Origin of the sequence: Pseudonocardia sp. CA-107938 (assembly GCF_050936315.1) — a bacterium.
In the GTDB taxonomy this organism is placed as follows: Bacteria; Actinomycetota; Actinomycetes; order Mycobacteriales; family Pseudonocardiaceae; genus Pseudonocardia.
Genome location: NZ_JBNJNA010000001.1, coordinates 5,290,435 through 5,305,851 on the forward strand (window position 1 = coordinate 5,290,435; position 15,417 = coordinate 5,305,851).

Sequence of the window (15,417 nt, forward strand, 5' to 3'; positions counted from 1 at the left end):
CTGCCGCAGGTGCCGCATGGTCGGGTGCGCAGGGGAGGAGACCGGTGGACGGGCTGGCCGCGCTCCTCGCCGGACTGCTGGCGACGCTGCGCCGCGTCGTGGACTCCCTCGACGGCCCCCGGGAGCTCTGCCCCGGTGACTGGCCGTGGTCGGTGTCGCTGTTCGGCATCGTCGTGGGCCTGTTCCCGACCGTCGGGCTGGTGACGGTGGCGCTGCTGCGCCGCAGCATCGGCTCGCGCTACGGGGCGCCCGAGTCCGCCGTGCTTGTCGGCGCCGGACTCGTCACGGCCGGGCTGCTGCCGCTGCTGGCGTCACTGGCGACGGGTCGGGTCTTCGAGATCGCCTACGCCGGTACCCCGGTGCCGGGCCTGTCCCGCGGCGAGCAGAACACCCTCGGCGTCGAGCAGGCCTGCACGGGACTCAACCAGGCGGCCTACCTGGGCAACGGCAGCGTCGTCCAGTCGTTCAGCTTCAGCGATCCGTCCCGGCTGCTGGTGTCGGGTCTGCTGCTGGTGGCCGTGCCGATCGCCGCCGGCCTGTTCGTGGCGCTGCAGGCGCGCATCGCCCTGCGCCGCGGGCCGCTCTGGCCGGGCAAGTTCTTCTGGGTTCCGGTCCTGCTGCTCGCCGTCCTCACCGCGGGCGTGCCGGCCGGCACGATGTGGCACCTGTGGCTGGGGTTCCTCGCCGGCACCGTCATCGGGATCCCGCTGGTGCTGATGTGCGGCGCGCCGCCCGCCGAGCCGGCCGCCCGCCCCCGCCCGCCCGAGACGGCCCGACCGCCCACGCGCCGACCCACCGCAGCACCGGTCCCGCCCCAGCGGTTCGCCGCGCCGCGCACCACCGGCGCCTCACCGGTGTCGACCTCGTCGGCCGCAGTGGCGAGGGGTGGTCCGGCCCGGTTCCAGGTGGTGCGCAAGCTCGGGTCCGGCGGGTTCGGCCGGGTCTGGCTCGCCCATGACGCCAAGCTCGGGCACCTCGTCGCGCTCAAGGCGGCGCACGCCCCCGACAGCGACACCGAGGAACGCATCCGCCGCGAGGCGAAGGCCCTCGCCGCGATCCGCCACCCGCACTGCGTGCGCATCTACGACATGCTCCCGGCGCGCAGCGACCCCGGGCTCGCCGAGCTCGACGGCATGGTCATCGTCATGGGCTACGTCGACGGCATCTCGCTGGGCGAGCTGGTGCGGGAGAAGGGCGTCCTCGACGACATCGCCGCCGCTCGGGTGTGGCTCTCGGTGGCCGGCGCGCTGGACGCCGCCCACCACCGCGGGGTGATGCACCGCGACATCAAGCCGGGCAACGTCATCGTCGACAACAGCGGGCTGGCCCACCTGATCGACTTCGGGATCGCCCGGCGCACCGGCGACGCGACGTTGACGCAGGCTGGGTTCGTGCTGGGCACCCCCGACTTCCTGGCGCCCGAGGTGGCGTGCGGCGACCGCGCCACGCCCGCCTCCGACGGCTGGCAGCTCGCTGCCACCGTCTCCTACGCGCTCACGGGGCACCCGCCGCGCGGCTCGCACCAGGACGCCATCTCGGGGCTCCGCGCCGCGGCTGCGGGAGCGGCGCTGTCGCACCTGCCGCAGCGCACCGCGCACCTGGCACTGCTGCGCGCCACCCTCGACACCGCACCCGAGCAGCGTCCGCCGCTGTCGGCCGTCCAGGCGGCGCTGGCGCAGTGGCTGCGCCGGGCCGGAGCGCCCATCGACGGGCCGGTGACCAGCACGGGCACGCGCGTGCGCTGACCGCCGCCTCAGCGGTGGTTCTGGTACCGCTCCCGGCGGAAGGCCCGGCGGTCGGCGAGCGGGTCCCAGGTGTCCGACACCGGCGGCTGCGGAGCGGTGACCGGACCCTCGTAGACCGGGCCGCCCACGACCGGCGCCGGCCGCGTCTCGGGGTGCTGGGTCTCCAGGTGCTGCGTTTCCAGGTGCCGTGTCTCGGGATTCTGGTCGTCGCCGTACCCGGGACGCGGGGCTGCCGGGCGCTGAGGGAGCGGCTGACGGGGGCGCATCGGCGCCGCGGGCGGCTCGGGCCGGCGCTGCTGTGCACCGGTCATGCCGCGGGCCTCGTCGGCGAGCAGCCGCATGGCGCACGGCCACGGGGCGGACGTGCCGTCGTCGGCCCGGCACTCGCGGCAGCGGCCGTGGTCGTCGGGGACGTGCTCGGCGAGCGCGCGCGCCAGCAGGTCCGGCATGGCGGCGAGAACCGCAGCGAAGGACATCAGGCGATCGCTCCCATGACACCAGAGGGTATCCCGGGCTCCGTCGCCGACTGCTGTCGCTCCGCCTTCGTCCCTAAACTGGCTGGTGTGCCGCCTCGGGACCGGATCAGGGGGATCGACGCGGCCCGCGCCGTCGCCCTGATCGGCATGGTGGCGACCCACATCCTCGAGACGGAGCGGAGCGACGGCAGCCCCACCCTGGTCGGGTTCCTGTTCGACGGGCGGGCGTCGGCGCTGTTCGCGGTGCTGGCCGGCACGGGGTTGGCGCTGGCCACTCGCGGCCTTCCCGATGGGCGGGCCCAGCTCGCCGCGGGTGCCGGGATCGCGGTGCGGGCCGCGCTGATCGCGGTGATCGGGCTGGTGCTGGCCGATCTGGATCCGCGCCCGCTGGTGATCCTCGCCTACTACGGAGTGCTCTTCCTGGTCGCGATCCCGCTGCTGCGGGTGCCCGCCGGGGCGCTGGCCGCGCTCGCGGTCGTGTGGTGCGGGCTCTCGCCGGTGCTCTCGCACCTGCTGCGGGACGAGGCGCGCTACCCGGCGCAGGTCGGGCTGGAGGCGCTCGCCGATCCGGCGGGCCTGCTCTGGACCCTCACGGTCGCCGGGGTCTACCCGGTGCTGACCTGGACGACCTACCTGCTCGCCGGCCTGGCGGTGGGTCGGACCGACCTGCGGAGCCCGCGGGTGGCGACCGTCCTGCTGGCGGGTGGGGCGGCGCTGTCGGCTGCGGCGAGCGGGGCGTCGGCGCTGCTGCTCGACGCCGGCGGCGCGGCAGTGCTGGGACGGGCGGCCACCACCGAGTTCTACGGCACCACCCCGACCGGGACGTGGTGGTGGCTCGCCGTGGACGCCCCGCACTCGGGCACCCCGTTCGACCTGGCCCGCACCACCGGGTCCGCGCTGGCCGTGCTGGGGTTCATGCTGCTGCTCGCCCGCGTTGCGGCGCCGCTGCTGTGGCTCCCGGCGGCGATCGGCGCCGCGCCGCTCACGCTGTACGTCCTGCACACGGTCCTCACCACCGTGGACGTCGGGGCCGACCCGGACCCGCTGCCGCTGTTCCTCGGCCACGTCGTGCTGCTGGCCGTCGCCGGCGCCGCGCTGAGCGTGATGGGCGCGCGGGGTCCGTTGGAGGCGGCGGTGAGTGCCGCCAGCCGGTCGGTGCGGACCCGGGTGCTCGCCGCGGAGCGGGCGCGCTCCTGAGCGACATCACACATCGCTGGGCCCGTTCACACAGGTTGGAACGTGTGTGAAGGGGCCCAGCCGTGTGTGAGGTCGTCGCTAACCCCAGGCCTCGACGGCGAGCGCCACGGCGAGGCCCAGCCCGGCGAGGCCGATCGCGGAGCGCAGGATCGGGGTGGGCACGCGGCGGGCGAGCGCCGGGCCGGTGAAGCTGCCGGCGAGCAGCCCGACGGCCAGCGGCACCACGGCCCACCACTGCACCGGCGCGAGCACCGCGAACCCGATGGCCGCGGCCGCGTTGGAGAGGCCGAGCAGCACGTTCTTGATCGCGTTGCCCTGCAGGAGCGACACCGGCAGGCCGACGAGCAGCAGGGCCAGCATGAGCACGCCGGCGGCCGCCCCGAAGTAGCCGCCGTAGATCGTGACGGCGAGGATCCCGGCGGTCACGGCCGGCCCGGACGCCTGCCTGGCCGGATCGGCGGACGGGCGGATCCACGGCTGCAGCAGGAGCACCAGCGCGGCGCCGCCGACGAGTACCGGGACGATCAGCTCGAACGTCCCGGGCGGTGTTACCAGCAGCAGGCCGGCGCCCAGCGCGCCGCCGATCAGGGCGAGGACCGCGTAGCGGCGCAGGACGGGGGACTGCCCGGTGAGCTCCGGTCGCGACCCGAGCGTGGAGCCGACCGACGAGATCGTCATCGCCACGGTGTTGGTGACGTTGGCCGCGGTGGCCGGCAGCCCGACGGCCAGCAGCGCGGGGTAGGAGAACAGCGACGCCAACCCGGCGATCGAACCCGTGATCCCGGCCGCGACACCCGCTGCGAGCAGCAGGAACACGGTCGCGACGTCCACAGGTCAAACCTAGTCCGAGGCCGGAAGATCGACCGGTGAGATCTCCCACGTCGAGGGCGGTCCGGCGAGGCGATCGAGCACGGCCGTGCCGCTGCCGGGCTATCCCAGCATCGCGCGGGCGCGGGCCGCCGCAGCGGTGACGAGCGCCGGCAGCAGGTCCACCGGCAGCCCGGGCGCGGGCGGCACGGTCGTCGCTGTGGTGCGGGCCGGCACGGGTCCGGGGAGGGGCAAGGGCTGCACCTCCCGGGCGAACGCGTCCGTCGCCGGCTCGCCCGCCGGTGGGACCGCCCGGGGGACCAGCTCGCCGACCAGCGCCGCCCGGTCGCGGCCGCGCAGCAGCGTCAGCACGAACGGGTCGTCGTCGAGCAGCCACGCCACCTGGTAGCAGAGGGCGGCGGCGTGCTGGCACGGGTCGCCGACGTCCGGGCAGCCGCACTCCGACTCCAGGTCGCCGACGGTCGGCAGCAGGTCCACGCCGGCCGCCGCGGCGGACTCGACGAGCGAGCGCGGCAGCTCGCCCTCCACCAGCGCAGCGAGGTGCCCGGCCTCGGCAGCGACCTGGTCGAGCAGCCGGTCCCACGCGGCGTCGTCGAGCACGCCCACGTGGACCTCCACGGCGAACGTGCCGTCCGGGTCGTCCACGACGGCGCCGATGCGGCCCGGCGACACCGTGATCGGCCCGATCCGCCCGCTGCCGGCGAAGCGGCGGCCGCGCTTCAGCAGCGTGAGGTGCAGCGCCGTCTCCTCCATGGCGGCCACGAACTCCCGCGCCCACCACGACCGGCCGCGCCGGCCAGGCCGGGGCGGGAACGCGGGGAAGCCGAGCGCGGTCATGGTCCCTCCCGCAGGGTGACGAGCTCGGCGAGCTCGGCGTCGGTGAGTTCGGTGAGGCCGGCTTCGCCGCCGGCGAGCACCGCGTCGGCGAGCTCGCGCTTGCCGGCCAGCATCGCCGCGATCCGGTCCTCGATGGTGCCCTCGGCGATCAACCGGTGCACCTGGACCGGGCGGGTCTGCCCGATCCGGTACGCGCGGTCGGTCGCCTGCTCCTCGACGGCCGGGTTCCACCACCGGTCGACGTGCACGACGTGGTCGGCGCGCGTGAGGTTGAGCCCGGTGCCGGCGGCCTTGAGCGACAGCAGGAACACCGGCACGGCGCCCTCCTGGAAGGCGGCGACGAGCCGGTCCCGCTCGGCGACGGGCGTGCCGCCGTGCAGCAGCTGCGCCGGCACGCCCCGCTCGGCGAGGTGCCGCTCCAGCAGCCGCGCCATCGCCACGTACTGGGTGAAGACGAGCACCGCGCTGTCGGCCGCGACGATCTCGTCGATCAGCTCGTCGAGCACGTCCAGCTTGCCCGACCGGCCCGTGAGCTGCGGGTTCTCCTCGCGCACGTACTGCGCGGGGTGGTTGCAGATCTGCTTGAGGGCCGTGAACAGGGCGAGCATGCGCCCGCGGCGGGCCATGCCGTCGCTGCCGGCGATCTCCGCGAGCGCCTCGTCGACGGCGGCCGTGTAGAGGGCGGCCTGCTCGCGGGTCAGCCGGACGGGGTGGTCGGTCTCGGTCTTGCGCGGCAGCTCAGGCGCGATGCCCGGGTCCGACTTGCGCCGACGCAGCAGGAACGGCGCGACCAGCCGGCTGAACGTGGCGGCCGCCGCACGGTCGCCGTCGGCGATCGGGTCGGCCCACCGGGCCCGGAACTCGGCCAACCCGCCCAGCAGCCCCGGGGTGGCCCAGTCGAGGATCGCCCACAGCTCGGTGAGGTCGTTCTCGACCGGCGTGCCGGTGAGCGCCACCCGCGCCGCGGACGGGACGGTCCGCAGCGCCCGCGCCGTCGCCGACGCCGGATTCTTGACGTGCTGGGCCTCGTCGGCGACGACCAGGTCCCACGGGTGCCCGGCCAGCGCGTCGGCGTCGCGGCGCAGGGTGGCGTACGTGGTGAGCACGACGTCGTGGGCCGGGTCGAGCGCCCGCCCCTCGCCGTGGAACCGGGCCACCCGCACGTCCGGGGCGAAGCGGGCGAACTCGCGCTCCCAGTTGCCCAGCAGCGACGCCGGGCACACGACCAGCGTCGGGCCGCCGCGGGTCAGGTGCAGGGAGATGAGGGTGATCGTCTTGCCGAGCCCCATGTCGTCGGCCAGGCAGGCACCCAGGCCGAGCCCGGTCATCCGCTGCAGCCAGCCGAGTCCGCGCAGCTGGTAGTCGCGCAGGGTGGCGGCGAGCCCGGCAGGTGCGGCGACCGGCTCGGGTGCGGCGACCAGCCGGTCCCGCAGCTCGGCGAGCCAGCCGCTGGTCGCGACGGCGGCCCGGCCGTCCTTGGTGTCGATCTCACCGGTCAGGGCTGCGCCGAGCACCGCGATCGCGCTCACCGGGCCCTCGGTCCGGGCTCGTGCCCGCCGCCGGGTGGTGGCGTCGACCAGCACCCAGCGGTCCCGCAGCCGCACCACCGGGCGCCGTCCGGCCGCCAGCTCGTCCCGCTCGGCGGCGGTGAGGGGGTCGCCGCCGAGCGCCAGCTCCCAGTCCAGGTGCAGGCCGGGCAGGCCAGGGGCGAACGAGTGCGGGGCCGCGCCGCCCACGACCGCGCGCGTGCCGACGACGGGGTGCAGCTCGCGCGGCCAGTGCACCGCGACACCGGCCTCGGTCAGCGCGTCGCCGCCGTCGCCGAGGAGGTCGGCGAGATCGGGATCGGCCAGCTCGACCGCGTCCGGCACGGCACTGCTCAGCAGCCGGGCCAGCGGGTCCCAGAACCGGGCGGCGCGGCGGACGGCCGTCAACCCGTCCAGCCGGGCGTCCGGCCCGAACCCGGCGGCGGTGCCGGCCCACACCTCAGCGAGGTCGGCGACGCGCGTCGGGTCGGCCAGTTCCTGCACCACGACGACCGCCCGGAACCGGCCCGTGCCGGGGTCGTCCGGCGCTTCGACGCGCAGCGCCAGCCGCAGGCCCGCGTCCACTCCCGCCGCGGCCTCCGCAGCCCATTCCCGCAGGTGCTCGACGGGTTGCGGGGCGAGCGCCGCGTAGGGCTGCGTCGCTTCCGGGGTGCGCGGCAGCGTGTCCGCGACGGCGTCGAGGAACGCCCGCAGCAGCGTCTCGGGGTCCGCGAGCCGCAGGCCCGGGCCGGGGAGCGGCACCGCGCGGGCGTCCGGCGGCATCGCCGCAGCCAGCGCCCGCACGGATGCCGCCTCGGCCTCGTCCAGCGGCCCGATCCGCCAGGCGTCGAACCCGCCCGGGGAGACGCCGGGCAGGATCCGGCCGCGCGCCACGAGCCGCAGGGCGAGCTGCGCGGCAGCGCCCCAGAACCCGTCCACAGCCGCGGTGACCGGCACCCGGGTCACGCCGATCTCCGCGGTGCGGTCCCCGGGCGCGACGACGACGGTCAGCCGGTCCGACCCACCGGCGACGGCGAGCACGCCGTCGCGCGGTGGATCGGCCGGGAGGAACTGGGCCTCAGGCACCGACGTACCGTGCCAGGTGCTCGCCGGTGAACGACCCCTCGGCCCGTACCAGCGCGTGCGGCGGGCCCTCGAACACGATCCGCCCGCCGGCGTCGCCACCGTCCGGGCCGAGGTCGACCACCCAGTCGGCGTGCGCGATGACGTCGAGGTTGTGCTCGACGACGATCACCGAGCTGCCGCCGTCGACGAGCCGGTCGAGCAGCCCGAGCAGGTGCCCGCAGTCGGACATGTGCAACCCGGTGGTGGGCTCGTCGAGCACGTACACGTTGCCTTCCTCGTGCAGCCGGCTGGCCAGCTTGAGCCGCTGGCACTCGCCGCCGGACAGCGTGGACAAGGGCTGGCCGAGCGTCAGGTACCCCAGCCCGACGTCGACCAGCGCCTGCAGCTTGGGCCGGATGTCGCGCCCCGTGAAGAAGTCGACGGCATCGGCGGCGGTGAGGTCGAGCGCGTCCGAGATCGACTTGCCGTCGACGGTGAGCGCGAGGACCTCGTCGGTGTAGCGGCGGCCGCCGCAGTCCCCGCAGGTGGAGCGGACGCCGTCGAGGAACGCCAGGTCGGCGTAGACCGCGCCCAACCCGTTGCAGGTCGGGCAGGCGCCGGCGGAGTTGAAGCTGAACAGCGCCGGCTTGGTGCCCGTCCGCTTGGCGTACAGCTTGCGGATCGGCTCCATCACGCCCGTCCAGGTGGCCGGCGTCGAGCGGATGTTCGTGGCGACCGCGCTCTGGTCGACGACGATCGTGTCGGGGTGCTGCGGCACCAGCACCTCGCGCACCATCGTGCTCTTGCCCGAGCCGGCCACCCCGGTGATCGCGACCAGCACCCCGAGCGGGATGTCCAGGTCGAAACCGGTGAGGTTGTGCGCCGTGGCGTTGCGGACGGGCAGCGTGCCGGTGGGTGTGCGCACCCGCTCCTTGACCCGCACCTCGCGGTGCAGGAACTCGCCGGTCAGCGTGCCCGAGGACGCGAGCCCGGCCACGTCGCCCTGGTAGACGATCTCGCCGCCGTGGCTGCCGGCGCGCGGACCGAGCTCGACGACGTGGTCGGCCGCGGTGATCACGTCCGAGTCGTGCTCGACGACCAGCACCGTGTTGCCCTTGTCGCGCAGGCGGTGCAGCAGTGCGTTCATGCGGCCGACGTCGCGCGGGTGCAGCCCGATCGTCGGCTCGTCGAACACGTACATGACGTCGATCAGCGACGAGCCGAGGTGGCGCACCATCTTGATGCGCTGGCTCTCCCCGCCGGACAGCGTGGACGTCTCGCGGTCGAGCGTGAGGTAGCCCAGGCCCATGTCGATCAGCGCGCCGACCCGCGCGGTCGCCTCGGCCACGAGCGGTGCCACGGGCGGGGTGGCCATCGTCGGCAGCAGGGCGTGCAACGACACCAGGTCCGTCGCGCACACCTCGGGCAGCGTGTGGCCGTCGACGCGGGCGCTGCGGGCGGCCTCGTTGAGGCGCTGCCCGCGACAGTCCGGGCACGTCTGCGCCGAGGTGAACCGCTCGATCGTCTCCTTCTTCCGCGCCGACGCCCCGTTCTCGTCGGCGGTGATGAACAGGCGGTTGAACTTGGTCTCCACGCCCTCGAACTCGAACGTGACGTCCTTCTTGCCGGGGATCGGCAGGGTGACCCGCTCGTCCGCGCCGAAGAGCAGCAGCTTCCACTCGGCCTCGGAGTAGTCCTTGAGCGGCTTGTCGTTGTCGAAGTGGCCGGATTTCGCGTAGATCGCCCAGTACCAGGTGTCGAGCGCGAAGTCGCGGTGGCGCATCGGCCCCTCGTTGAGCGACTTCGTCATGTCGAAGAACTTCGCGTGGTCCAGCGCCACCTTGCGGCCGATCCCGTTGCAGGTGGGGCACATGCCCTGCTCGTTGAACGAGAACTCGTAACCGGGCCCGACGTGCGGAACGCTCCGGCGCGACCACAGCAGCCGGAGCAGCGGGTTGATGTCGGTGACCGTGCCCAGGGTGGAGCGCGAGCCGCCGCCGAGCCGCTTCTGGTCGACGACGATCGCGGTGGAGAGGTTCTCGATCAGGTCGGCGTCGGGGTGGCCGAGCTTGGGCAGGAATCCGCGCACGAACGCCGAGAACGTCTCGTTGAGCTGGCGCTGCGCCTCGGCCGCGATCGTGTCGAAGACCAGCGAGGACTTGCCGGAACCCGAGACCCCGACGAACGCGGTGATCGCCCGCTTCGGCACCTCCACGGTGACGTTGCGCAGGTTGTTCTCGCGGGCCCCGGTCACGCGGATGTACTCGGTCATGCCGTCCCTTCTACGCGGAAAACCGGACAGATCCCGACCGCTTCAGCCATGGCGTCGGGAGTGGCGCCGGTCACGACCCCCGCGTCGACCATCATCGCGACGCCGTCGGGCGTGACCTCGGGCCATGCCCGCAGCACGGTCTCCGCCTCTGCGTCGTCGACCTCGACGAGGCGGACCTCCTCGGAGGTGCCGGTGTGGAGGGCGAGCGTGCCGGTCCCGGCTGCGCGCACGTTCTTGATCCAGTCGGCAGCCGGGAACCCGCCCAGCACGTAGCGGTGGCCGTCGAGCTCGGCGACGGTGAGCGGGGTGCTGCGCGGCCGGCCGCTCGTGCGTCCCGGCACGGTCAGGACGTCGAGGGGGACGCCGTCGCGGGCGAGCCCCTCGTTCATGCTCTTGATCCACGCGGGCGGTCGGATGGAGCGGCGGGGGTCGGTCATGCGGTTCCTCCCTGGCGGCGGTAGCGGCGGACGGCGAGCGGGGCGGCGACGGCGACGATCGCGAGCGGCCAGACGACGGCCATGAGCAGGGCGTGGTCGCTCACCCACGACCCGCCCGTCCAGCCGGGGTTGCCGCAGAGCTCGCGCACGGCCGCGGCGGTCGCCGAGAGCGGGTTCCACTCGGCGATCTCGCGGACCACCGGCGGCATCGTCGCGGGATCGACGAACAGCCCGGACAGGAAGCCGAGCGGGAACTCCAGCGTCTGCACGGCCGTGACGGCACCGGTGTCGCGGGAGAGCGTGCCGAACAGGATCCCCACCCAGATCAGGGCGAACCGCAGCAGGAGCAGCAGCCCGACGGCCGCGGCGGCAGCGCCGAGCCCGCGCTCGGAGCGCCAGCCCACGAGCAGCCCGACCGCGATCAGCACGGCCAGCCCGATCGCGGAGATCAGCAGGTCGGCCGTCGCGCGGCCGAGCAGCACGGCGGCCGACGACATGGGCAGCGAGCGGAAGCGGTCGGTGATGCCGCGCTGGGCGTCGGTGACGACCGCGACCATCGTCGCGGACATCCCGAACAGCATCGTCATCGTGAACATGCCGGGGACGAGCGCGACCCGGTAGTCGCCGGGCTCGCGCATCATCCCGCCCAGCAGGTAGGCGAAGATCAGCAGGATCATCACCGGGAACGCGACCGTCGCAGCCAGCTGCCCGGGCTTGTGGCGCAGGTGGGCGAGGTAGCGGCCGGTCAGGACCCGGGTGTCGGTGAGGGTGGTCAACGAACCTCCGTCGATGCAGCCGTCAGATGGAGGAACACCTCGTCCAGGGTGGGTCGGCGGACCTGCAGGTCCTCGGCCTCCACGTTCGCGTCGGAGAGGTCGGTGAGGGTCGCGGCGAGTGCCGCCAGCCGATCGGTCACCGGCACCGTCACGCGCCGCAGGTCGGCGTCGACCGCCGGCTCGCCGTCACCGATCCGGGCCAGCACCGCGACGGCCGTGGCGAGGTCGTCGGTGTGGCGCAGGGTCAGCACGATGCGGTCGCCGCCGATCAGGGTGCGCAGCTCGTCGGGCGTGCCCTCGGCGACGACCCGGCCGCCGCCGCCCGGGGGAGCCGCGAGCACCGAGATGCGTGACGCGAGTTGGTCGGCCTCCTCCAGGTACTGGGTGGTGAGCAGCACGGTGGTGCCCTCGGCGACCATGGCCCGCACCGCCGCCCAGACCTCGGCGCGACCGCGGGGATCGAGCCCGGTCGTGGGCTCGTCGAGGAACAGCACGGCCGGCGCGAGGATCATGCCGACGGCGAGGTCGAGGCGCCGGCGCATCCCACCGGAGTAGGTCGCCACCGGTCGGTCCGCGGCGGTGACCAGGTCGAACCGCTCCAGCAGCTCGTCGGCTCGGCTGCGCGCGGCGCCAGGCGGGAGCTGGAACAGCCGCCCGAACAGCACCAGGTTGGCCCGCCCGTCGAGGATCTCGTCGAGCGCGGCGTACTGCCCGACCAGACCGATCCGCCGCCGGACGGCCGCGGCGTCGGTCAGTGGGATGCCGGCGATCTCGGCGTGCCCGGAATCGGGTCGCAGCAGCGTGGCCAGGATGCGGACGGCGGTGGTCTTGCCGGCGCCGTTCGGGCCGAGCAGGCCGTGCACGGTGCCGGGCGGAACGGAGAGGTCGAGGGCGTCGAGGGCAGGGACGGCAGAGCCGGGGTAGGTGGAGCGCAGTGCTTCGGCATGCACGGCGGATGGCATGGGCCTCCGTACTCAAGTTTGAACTACGGGTCGTCGAGTGTGCCCGACGATCCGCGGGTATGCAAACTTGAATCGCCCGAAACCGGGCGAGTGTTACGGCCCGTCCAGCGTCTCTTCCTTGAGCCGTGGCCAGATCCCCGGCCAGCCCGGCGACAGCGGCTCACCCGCCATCGGATAGGCCCCGCCCGCCAGCCGCTCGATGATCCCGCGCGTCCAGGCGATCGCGGCCTCGGCGTCGTTGACCCACAGCCCGAACAGCTCGCCGACGTGCGGCGGGTACGTCCAGCCGGCCAGCTGGGCCGCCGCCTTGTCGCGCCGCTCCTCCAGGATCGCCAGCCGCTCGCGCAGCAGCCCGATCGCCTCCTCGCGCGACAGTGACGGCAGCATCGCCAGCGCGGCCCCGAGGAAGTCGGCGCGCGGCTGCGGGTCGCGCACCGCCGCCCGCAGCAGCTGCATGAACTCCTGCTCGCCCCGTTCGGTGAGCTCGTACTCCGTGCGCGTCTCGGTCTGGAAGTCCTGCAGGTAGCCGTCGCGGGTGAGCGCCTTCAACGCGTGGTAGATCGAGCCCCACTTGACGTTCGCCCACTCGTCGGCGCCCCACGACACCAGGTCGTTGCCGACGAGGTAGCCGTGCGCGCGGCCGTACCCGCGCACGATCCCCAGCACCAGCAGGCGCGTCGCCGACATGGGGGAGAGGGTAGCCAGCGTCGCGGGATCAGCGGGCCAACGCACTGTCCGCCGCGGCGAGGACGCGCCCGAACGCCCACGTGATCACCGGCGCCGCCACCCGGCGCGTCACGACGTCGGCGGCGAACGGCAGCGCGGCCACGGCGGTCGTCGTCCAGACCACCCGGGTACCGCCCGCCACCTCGGTGAACGTGAGCGAGCCGCCCTCGTGCCGGACCGGCGGGACGCTGCGCTCGACGAGGTAGTCGAACCGGCGCGGCCGCTCGTAGGCGGTGATCCGCTCCCGGAACCAGCCCATGAACCACAGCAGCACGCGGACCGCGCCCGTCCCGTGTGGGGTGCCCGCGCCGGTCGTCACCAGCCGCGCGCGGAGCACGACCCGGCTCGTCGGGTAGTTGCCCGGGTCGGCGAGCCAGTCGAACACCTCGTCGACGGGCGCGCGCACGACCCGCTCCACCGTCATCGTCACCATCTGCTGTCCCTCCTGGTGAGCTACCCGATCGGCTGGACGCGGGGCGCAACGCGCTGCGGGCCCGTCCCGTCCTCGTTGATACAGGCAACCAGCGATCGGGGGTCGGGATGTCGCACGCAGCTCGTGCAGGGTGGGTGCTCGCGGTCTTCGTGCTGGCCGGCTGCTCGTCCCCCGCCGTCCCGTCGCCGCCGGTGACGACGGCGGCGCCGGTCACCCAGCAGCCCACCAGCGCGCCCCTCCCGCCGAGTTCGACCTCGGCACCGGCCGGCGTGCCACGCTGCACGACCGCGGAGCTGCGCGGTTCCCTCGGGCAGGGCGACGCCGGAGCCGGGTCCGTCTTCCGACCCCTCCTGCTCACCAACACGGGCACCCGGACCTGCGAGCTCGTCGGCTTCCCCGGCGTCTCCTACGTGGCGGGGGACGACGGGCACCAGGTCGGGCCGGCCGCCGAGATGGACGGTCCGCGCCACCCGCAGGTGAACCTGGCGCCCGGCAAGGCGGCCAGTGCCCAGCTGCGGCTGGTCAACGTGCAGAACTTCGACGCGGCGGCCTGCAAGCCGGTGCCCGTGCGCGGCCTGCGCATCTACCCGCCGGGCGACACGGCATCGCTCTTCGTGCCGTTCGACGGCGGCCAGGGCTGCTCGATGAACCCGCCGCAGCCGCAGCTGTTCGTGCAGGCCGTGCGCCCGGCCTGAGACCGCGCGGCGGCTGAGTGCATGCTTCACCCATGACGTACGTCGCCGACCCGACCCGTTACGACTCCGCGCAGTTCCGCCGCACCGGCCGCAGCGGCCTCGACCTGCCCCCGATCTCGCTGGGCCTGTGGCACAACTTCGGTGACGACCGCACGCTCGACGACCAGCGGGCCATCCTGCGCCGCGCGTTCGACCGCGGCGTCACGCACTTCGACCTGGCCAACAACTACGGCCCGCCGGCCGGCAGCGCCGAGGTCAACTTCGGGCAGATCTTCGCCCAGGACTTCCGCCCGTACCGCGACGAGCTGATCATCTCGACGAAGGCCGGCTACGGCATGTGGGACGGCCCGTACGGCGACGGCGGTTCCCGCAAGTACCTGCTGTCGAGCCTCGACCAGTCGCTCGCCCGCATGGGCCTCGACCACGTCGACATCTTCTACAGCCACCGGTACGACCCCACCACGCCGCTCGAGGAGACGATGGGGGCGCTCGACACCGCCGTCCGCTCGGGGCGGGCGCTGTACGCGGGCATCTCGTCGTACAGCCCGGAGCGCACCCGCGAGGCGTACGAGATCCTCGGCCGGCTGGGCACGCCGCTGCTGATCCACCAGCCGTCGTACTCGATGCTGAACCGCTGGATCGAGGAGGCGCTGCTCGACACCCTCGGCGAACTGGGCGTCGGCTGCATCGCGTTCTCCCCGCTCGCCCAGGGCCTGCTGACCAGCAAGTACCTCGACGGCATCCCCGCGGGCTCGCGGGCCGCGCAGGACAAGTCGCTCTCGCCCGACCAGCTCACCGAGCAGACGCTCGCGCACGTCCGGGCGCTCAACGGGATGGCGGTCGACCGCGGACAGACGCTCGCCCAGATGGCCCTCGCTTGGGCGCTGCGCGACCGGCGCATGACGTCGCTGGTCATCGGCGCGAGCAGCGTCGACCAGCTCGACGACAGCCTCGGCGCCCTGGAGAACCTGGAGTTCTCCCCCGACGAGCTGGCCGCCATCGACAAGCACGCCGTCGAGGCAGGCATCAACCTCTGGTCGAAGTCCTCCACGGAGTCCTGAGGGCGTCCCGGACCCGCATCTCCACGTCGCGAGAACCACGACTCGCCGACGCGGTTTCCCCAACTCGCGGGGCGGCCGTGCCCCGACGCCCGCGAGTTGTGGGTTCGGCGCCGGCGAGTTGTGGATTCGGGCATGGCGAGATGTGGGTTTCGGGACGGGTGTGCACCGGTCTGGCCGTCGATGCGGTGTCGCCAGTCCACGGCCTGGACCCACACTGGCCGTTCCGTGTTTCGCCTGGTGGGACGGCCCGCGCGGGTGTCCGGACATCTCGCGGCTCAACGTCGTCGGGCTGATCACACTGCGGACCGACGAGTTGCGTCGATGGTCGGATCATGTTCAGGTCGGAGTGTGGGAGCGAGTGATCTGACCCGGCGTCGCTGG

At 74.0% G+C, this 15,417-nt stretch carries 14 protein-coding genes; 4 read left to right on the forward strand and 10 right to left on the reverse strand.

What is annotated here, in order from left to right; translation table 11 throughout:
* The first annotated feature begins 44 nt into the window (after nucleotides 1-44).
* On the forward strand, nucleotides 45-1,745 hold the full coding sequence (locus ACQEVB_RS26100) for a serine/threonine-protein kinase (protein WP_432976279.1): 1,701 nt from the start codon (nucleotides 45-47) through the stop codon (nucleotides 1,743-1,745).
* Nucleotides 1,746-1,753: 8 nt separating this feature from the next.
* Here the strand turns inward: ACQEVB_RS26100 and ACQEVB_RS26105 are convergent, their stop codons facing one another.
* Nucleotides 1,754-2,221 (reverse strand): hypothetical protein, encoded by a 468-nt coding sequence (locus ACQEVB_RS26105; RefSeq protein ID WP_432976282.1) that lies wholly within the window; start codon nucleotides 2,219-2,221, stop codon nucleotides 1,754-1,756.
* Nucleotides 2,222-2,308: 87 nt separating this feature from the next.
* On the opposite strand from ACQEVB_RS26105, the gene ACQEVB_RS26110 reads away from it, so the two are divergent.
* Entirely contained in the window at nucleotides 2,309-3,418 is a 1,110-nt protein-coding gene (locus ACQEVB_RS26110; protein ID WP_432976285.1) for a heparan-alpha-glucosaminide N-acetyltransferase domain-containing protein, read from the forward strand.
* A gap of 78 nt (nucleotides 3,419-3,496) precedes the next feature.
* On the opposite strand, the gene ACQEVB_RS26115 is transcribed toward ACQEVB_RS26110, so the two are convergent.
* The 9 genes from ACQEVB_RS26115 to ACQEVB_RS26155 all read right to left on the reverse strand — a co-directional run bounded on the left by ACQEVB_RS26115 (nucleotide 3,497) and on the right by ACQEVB_RS26155 (nucleotide 13,280).
* A complete protein-coding gene (locus ACQEVB_RS26115) occupies nucleotides 3,497-4,249 on the reverse strand; it encodes a sulfite exporter TauE/SafE family protein (RefSeq protein WP_432976288.1) in 753 nt (250 codons plus the stop codon).
* Between the two features lie 99 nt (nucleotides 4,250-4,348).
* Entirely contained in the window at nucleotides 4,349-5,083 is a 735-nt protein-coding gene (locus ACQEVB_RS26120; RefSeq protein ID WP_432976291.1) for an SWIM zinc finger family protein, read from the reverse strand.
* The gene (locus ACQEVB_RS26125) at nucleotides 5,080-7,575 is read right to left on the reverse strand and encodes a DEAD/DEAH box helicase (protein ID WP_432980579.1); all 2,496 of its coding nucleotides are present in this window, start codon (nucleotides 7,573-7,575) and stop codon (nucleotides 5,080-5,082) included. The genes ACQEVB_RS26120 and ACQEVB_RS26125 overlap by 4 nt, the downstream gene beginning before the upstream one ends.
* Nucleotides 7,576-7,687: 112 nt before the next feature.
* The gene (locus ACQEVB_RS26130) at nucleotides 7,688-9,946 is read right to left on the reverse strand and encodes an ATP-binding cassette domain-containing protein (protein WP_432976294.1); all 2,259 of its coding nucleotides are present in this window, start codon (nucleotides 9,944-9,946) and stop codon (nucleotides 7,688-7,690) included.
* Nucleotides 9,943-10,383, reverse strand: coding sequence for a nitroreductase family deazaflavin-dependent oxidoreductase (locus ACQEVB_RS26135; protein WP_432976297.1), 441 nt, complete (start codon nucleotides 10,381-10,383; stop codon nucleotides 9,943-9,945). Before ACQEVB_RS26135 ends, ACQEVB_RS26130 begins: the two co-directional genes overlap by 4 nt.
* Nucleotides 10,380-11,159, reverse strand: coding sequence for an ABC transporter permease (locus ACQEVB_RS26140; RefSeq protein WP_432976300.1), 780 nt, complete (start codon nucleotides 11,157-11,159; stop codon nucleotides 10,380-10,382). The genes ACQEVB_RS26135 and ACQEVB_RS26140 overlap by 4 nt, the downstream gene beginning before the upstream one ends.
* Nucleotides 11,156-12,121: an ATP-binding cassette domain-containing protein gene (locus ACQEVB_RS26145; protein ID WP_432976303.1), complete on the reverse strand. Its 966-nt coding sequence runs from the start codon at nucleotides 12,119-12,121 to the stop codon at nucleotides 11,156-11,158. Before ACQEVB_RS26145 ends, ACQEVB_RS26140 begins: the two co-directional genes overlap by 4 nt.
* 93 nt (nucleotides 12,122-12,214) lie before the next feature.
* Nucleotides 12,215-12,808 (reverse strand): PadR family transcriptional regulator, encoded by a 594-nt coding sequence (locus tag ACQEVB_RS26150; protein WP_432976306.1) that lies wholly within the window; start codon nucleotides 12,806-12,808, stop codon nucleotides 12,215-12,217.
* A gap of 28 nt (nucleotides 12,809-12,836) precedes the next feature.
* Nucleotides 12,837-13,280 carry an SRPBCC family protein gene (locus tag ACQEVB_RS26155; protein WP_432976309.1) on the reverse strand — a complete coding sequence of 148 codons (444 nt, stop codon included), beginning with the start codon at nucleotides 13,278-13,280 and terminating at the stop codon, nucleotides 12,837-12,839.
* A gap of 134 nt (nucleotides 13,281-13,414) precedes the next feature.
* Between ACQEVB_RS26155 and ACQEVB_RS26160 the strand changes: the two genes are divergently transcribed.
* Nucleotides 13,415-13,975 (forward strand): DUF4232 domain-containing protein, encoded by a 561-nt coding sequence (locus tag ACQEVB_RS26160; RefSeq protein ID WP_432976312.1) that lies wholly within the window; start codon nucleotides 13,415-13,417, stop codon nucleotides 13,973-13,975.
* Nucleotides 13,976-14,007: 32 nt separating this feature from the next.
* Nucleotides 14,008-15,036, forward strand: coding sequence for an L-glyceraldehyde 3-phosphate reductase (gene mgrA, locus ACQEVB_RS26165; RefSeq protein ID WP_432976315.1), 1,029 nt, complete (start codon nucleotides 14,008-14,010; stop codon nucleotides 15,034-15,036).
* Nucleotides 15,037-15,417: the final 381 nt, after the last annotated feature.

What these genes read in the sequence shown, in the direction of transcription:
- ACQEVB_RS26105 (WP_432976282.1), bottom strand. Translation starts at nt 2,221, where the DNA reads ATGTCCTTCGCTGCGGTTCTCGCCGCCATGCCGGACCTGCTGGCGCGC.
- ACQEVB_RS26120 (WP_432976291.1), bottom strand. Translation starts at nt 5,083, where the DNA reads ATGACCGCGCTCGGCTTCCCCGCGTTCCCGCCCCGGCCTGGCCGGCGC.
- ACQEVB_RS26130 (WP_432976294.1), bottom strand. Translation starts at nt 9,946, where the DNA reads ATGACCGAGTACATCCGCGTGACCGGGGCCCGCGAGAACAACCTGCGC.
- ACQEVB_RS26135 (WP_432976297.1), bottom strand. Translation starts at nt 10,383, where the DNA reads ATGACCGACCCCCGCCGCTCCATCCGACCGCCCGCGTGGATCAAGAGC.
- ACQEVB_RS26145 (WP_432976303.1), bottom strand. Translation starts at nt 12,121, where the DNA reads ATGCCATCCGCCGTGCATGCCGAAGCACTGCGCTCCACCTACCCCGGC.
- ACQEVB_RS26150 (WP_432976306.1), bottom strand. Translation starts at nt 12,808, where the DNA reads ATGTCGGCGACGCGCCTGCTGGTGCTGGGGATCGTGCGCGGGTACGGC.
- ACQEVB_RS26155 (WP_432976309.1), bottom strand. Translation starts at nt 13,280, where the DNA reads ATGGTGACGATGACGGTGGAGCGGGTCGTGCGCGCGCCCGTCGACGAG.
- mgrA (WP_432976315.1), top strand. Translation starts at nt 14,008, where the DNA reads ATGACGTACGTCGCCGACCCGACCCGTTACGACTCCGCGCAGTTCCGC.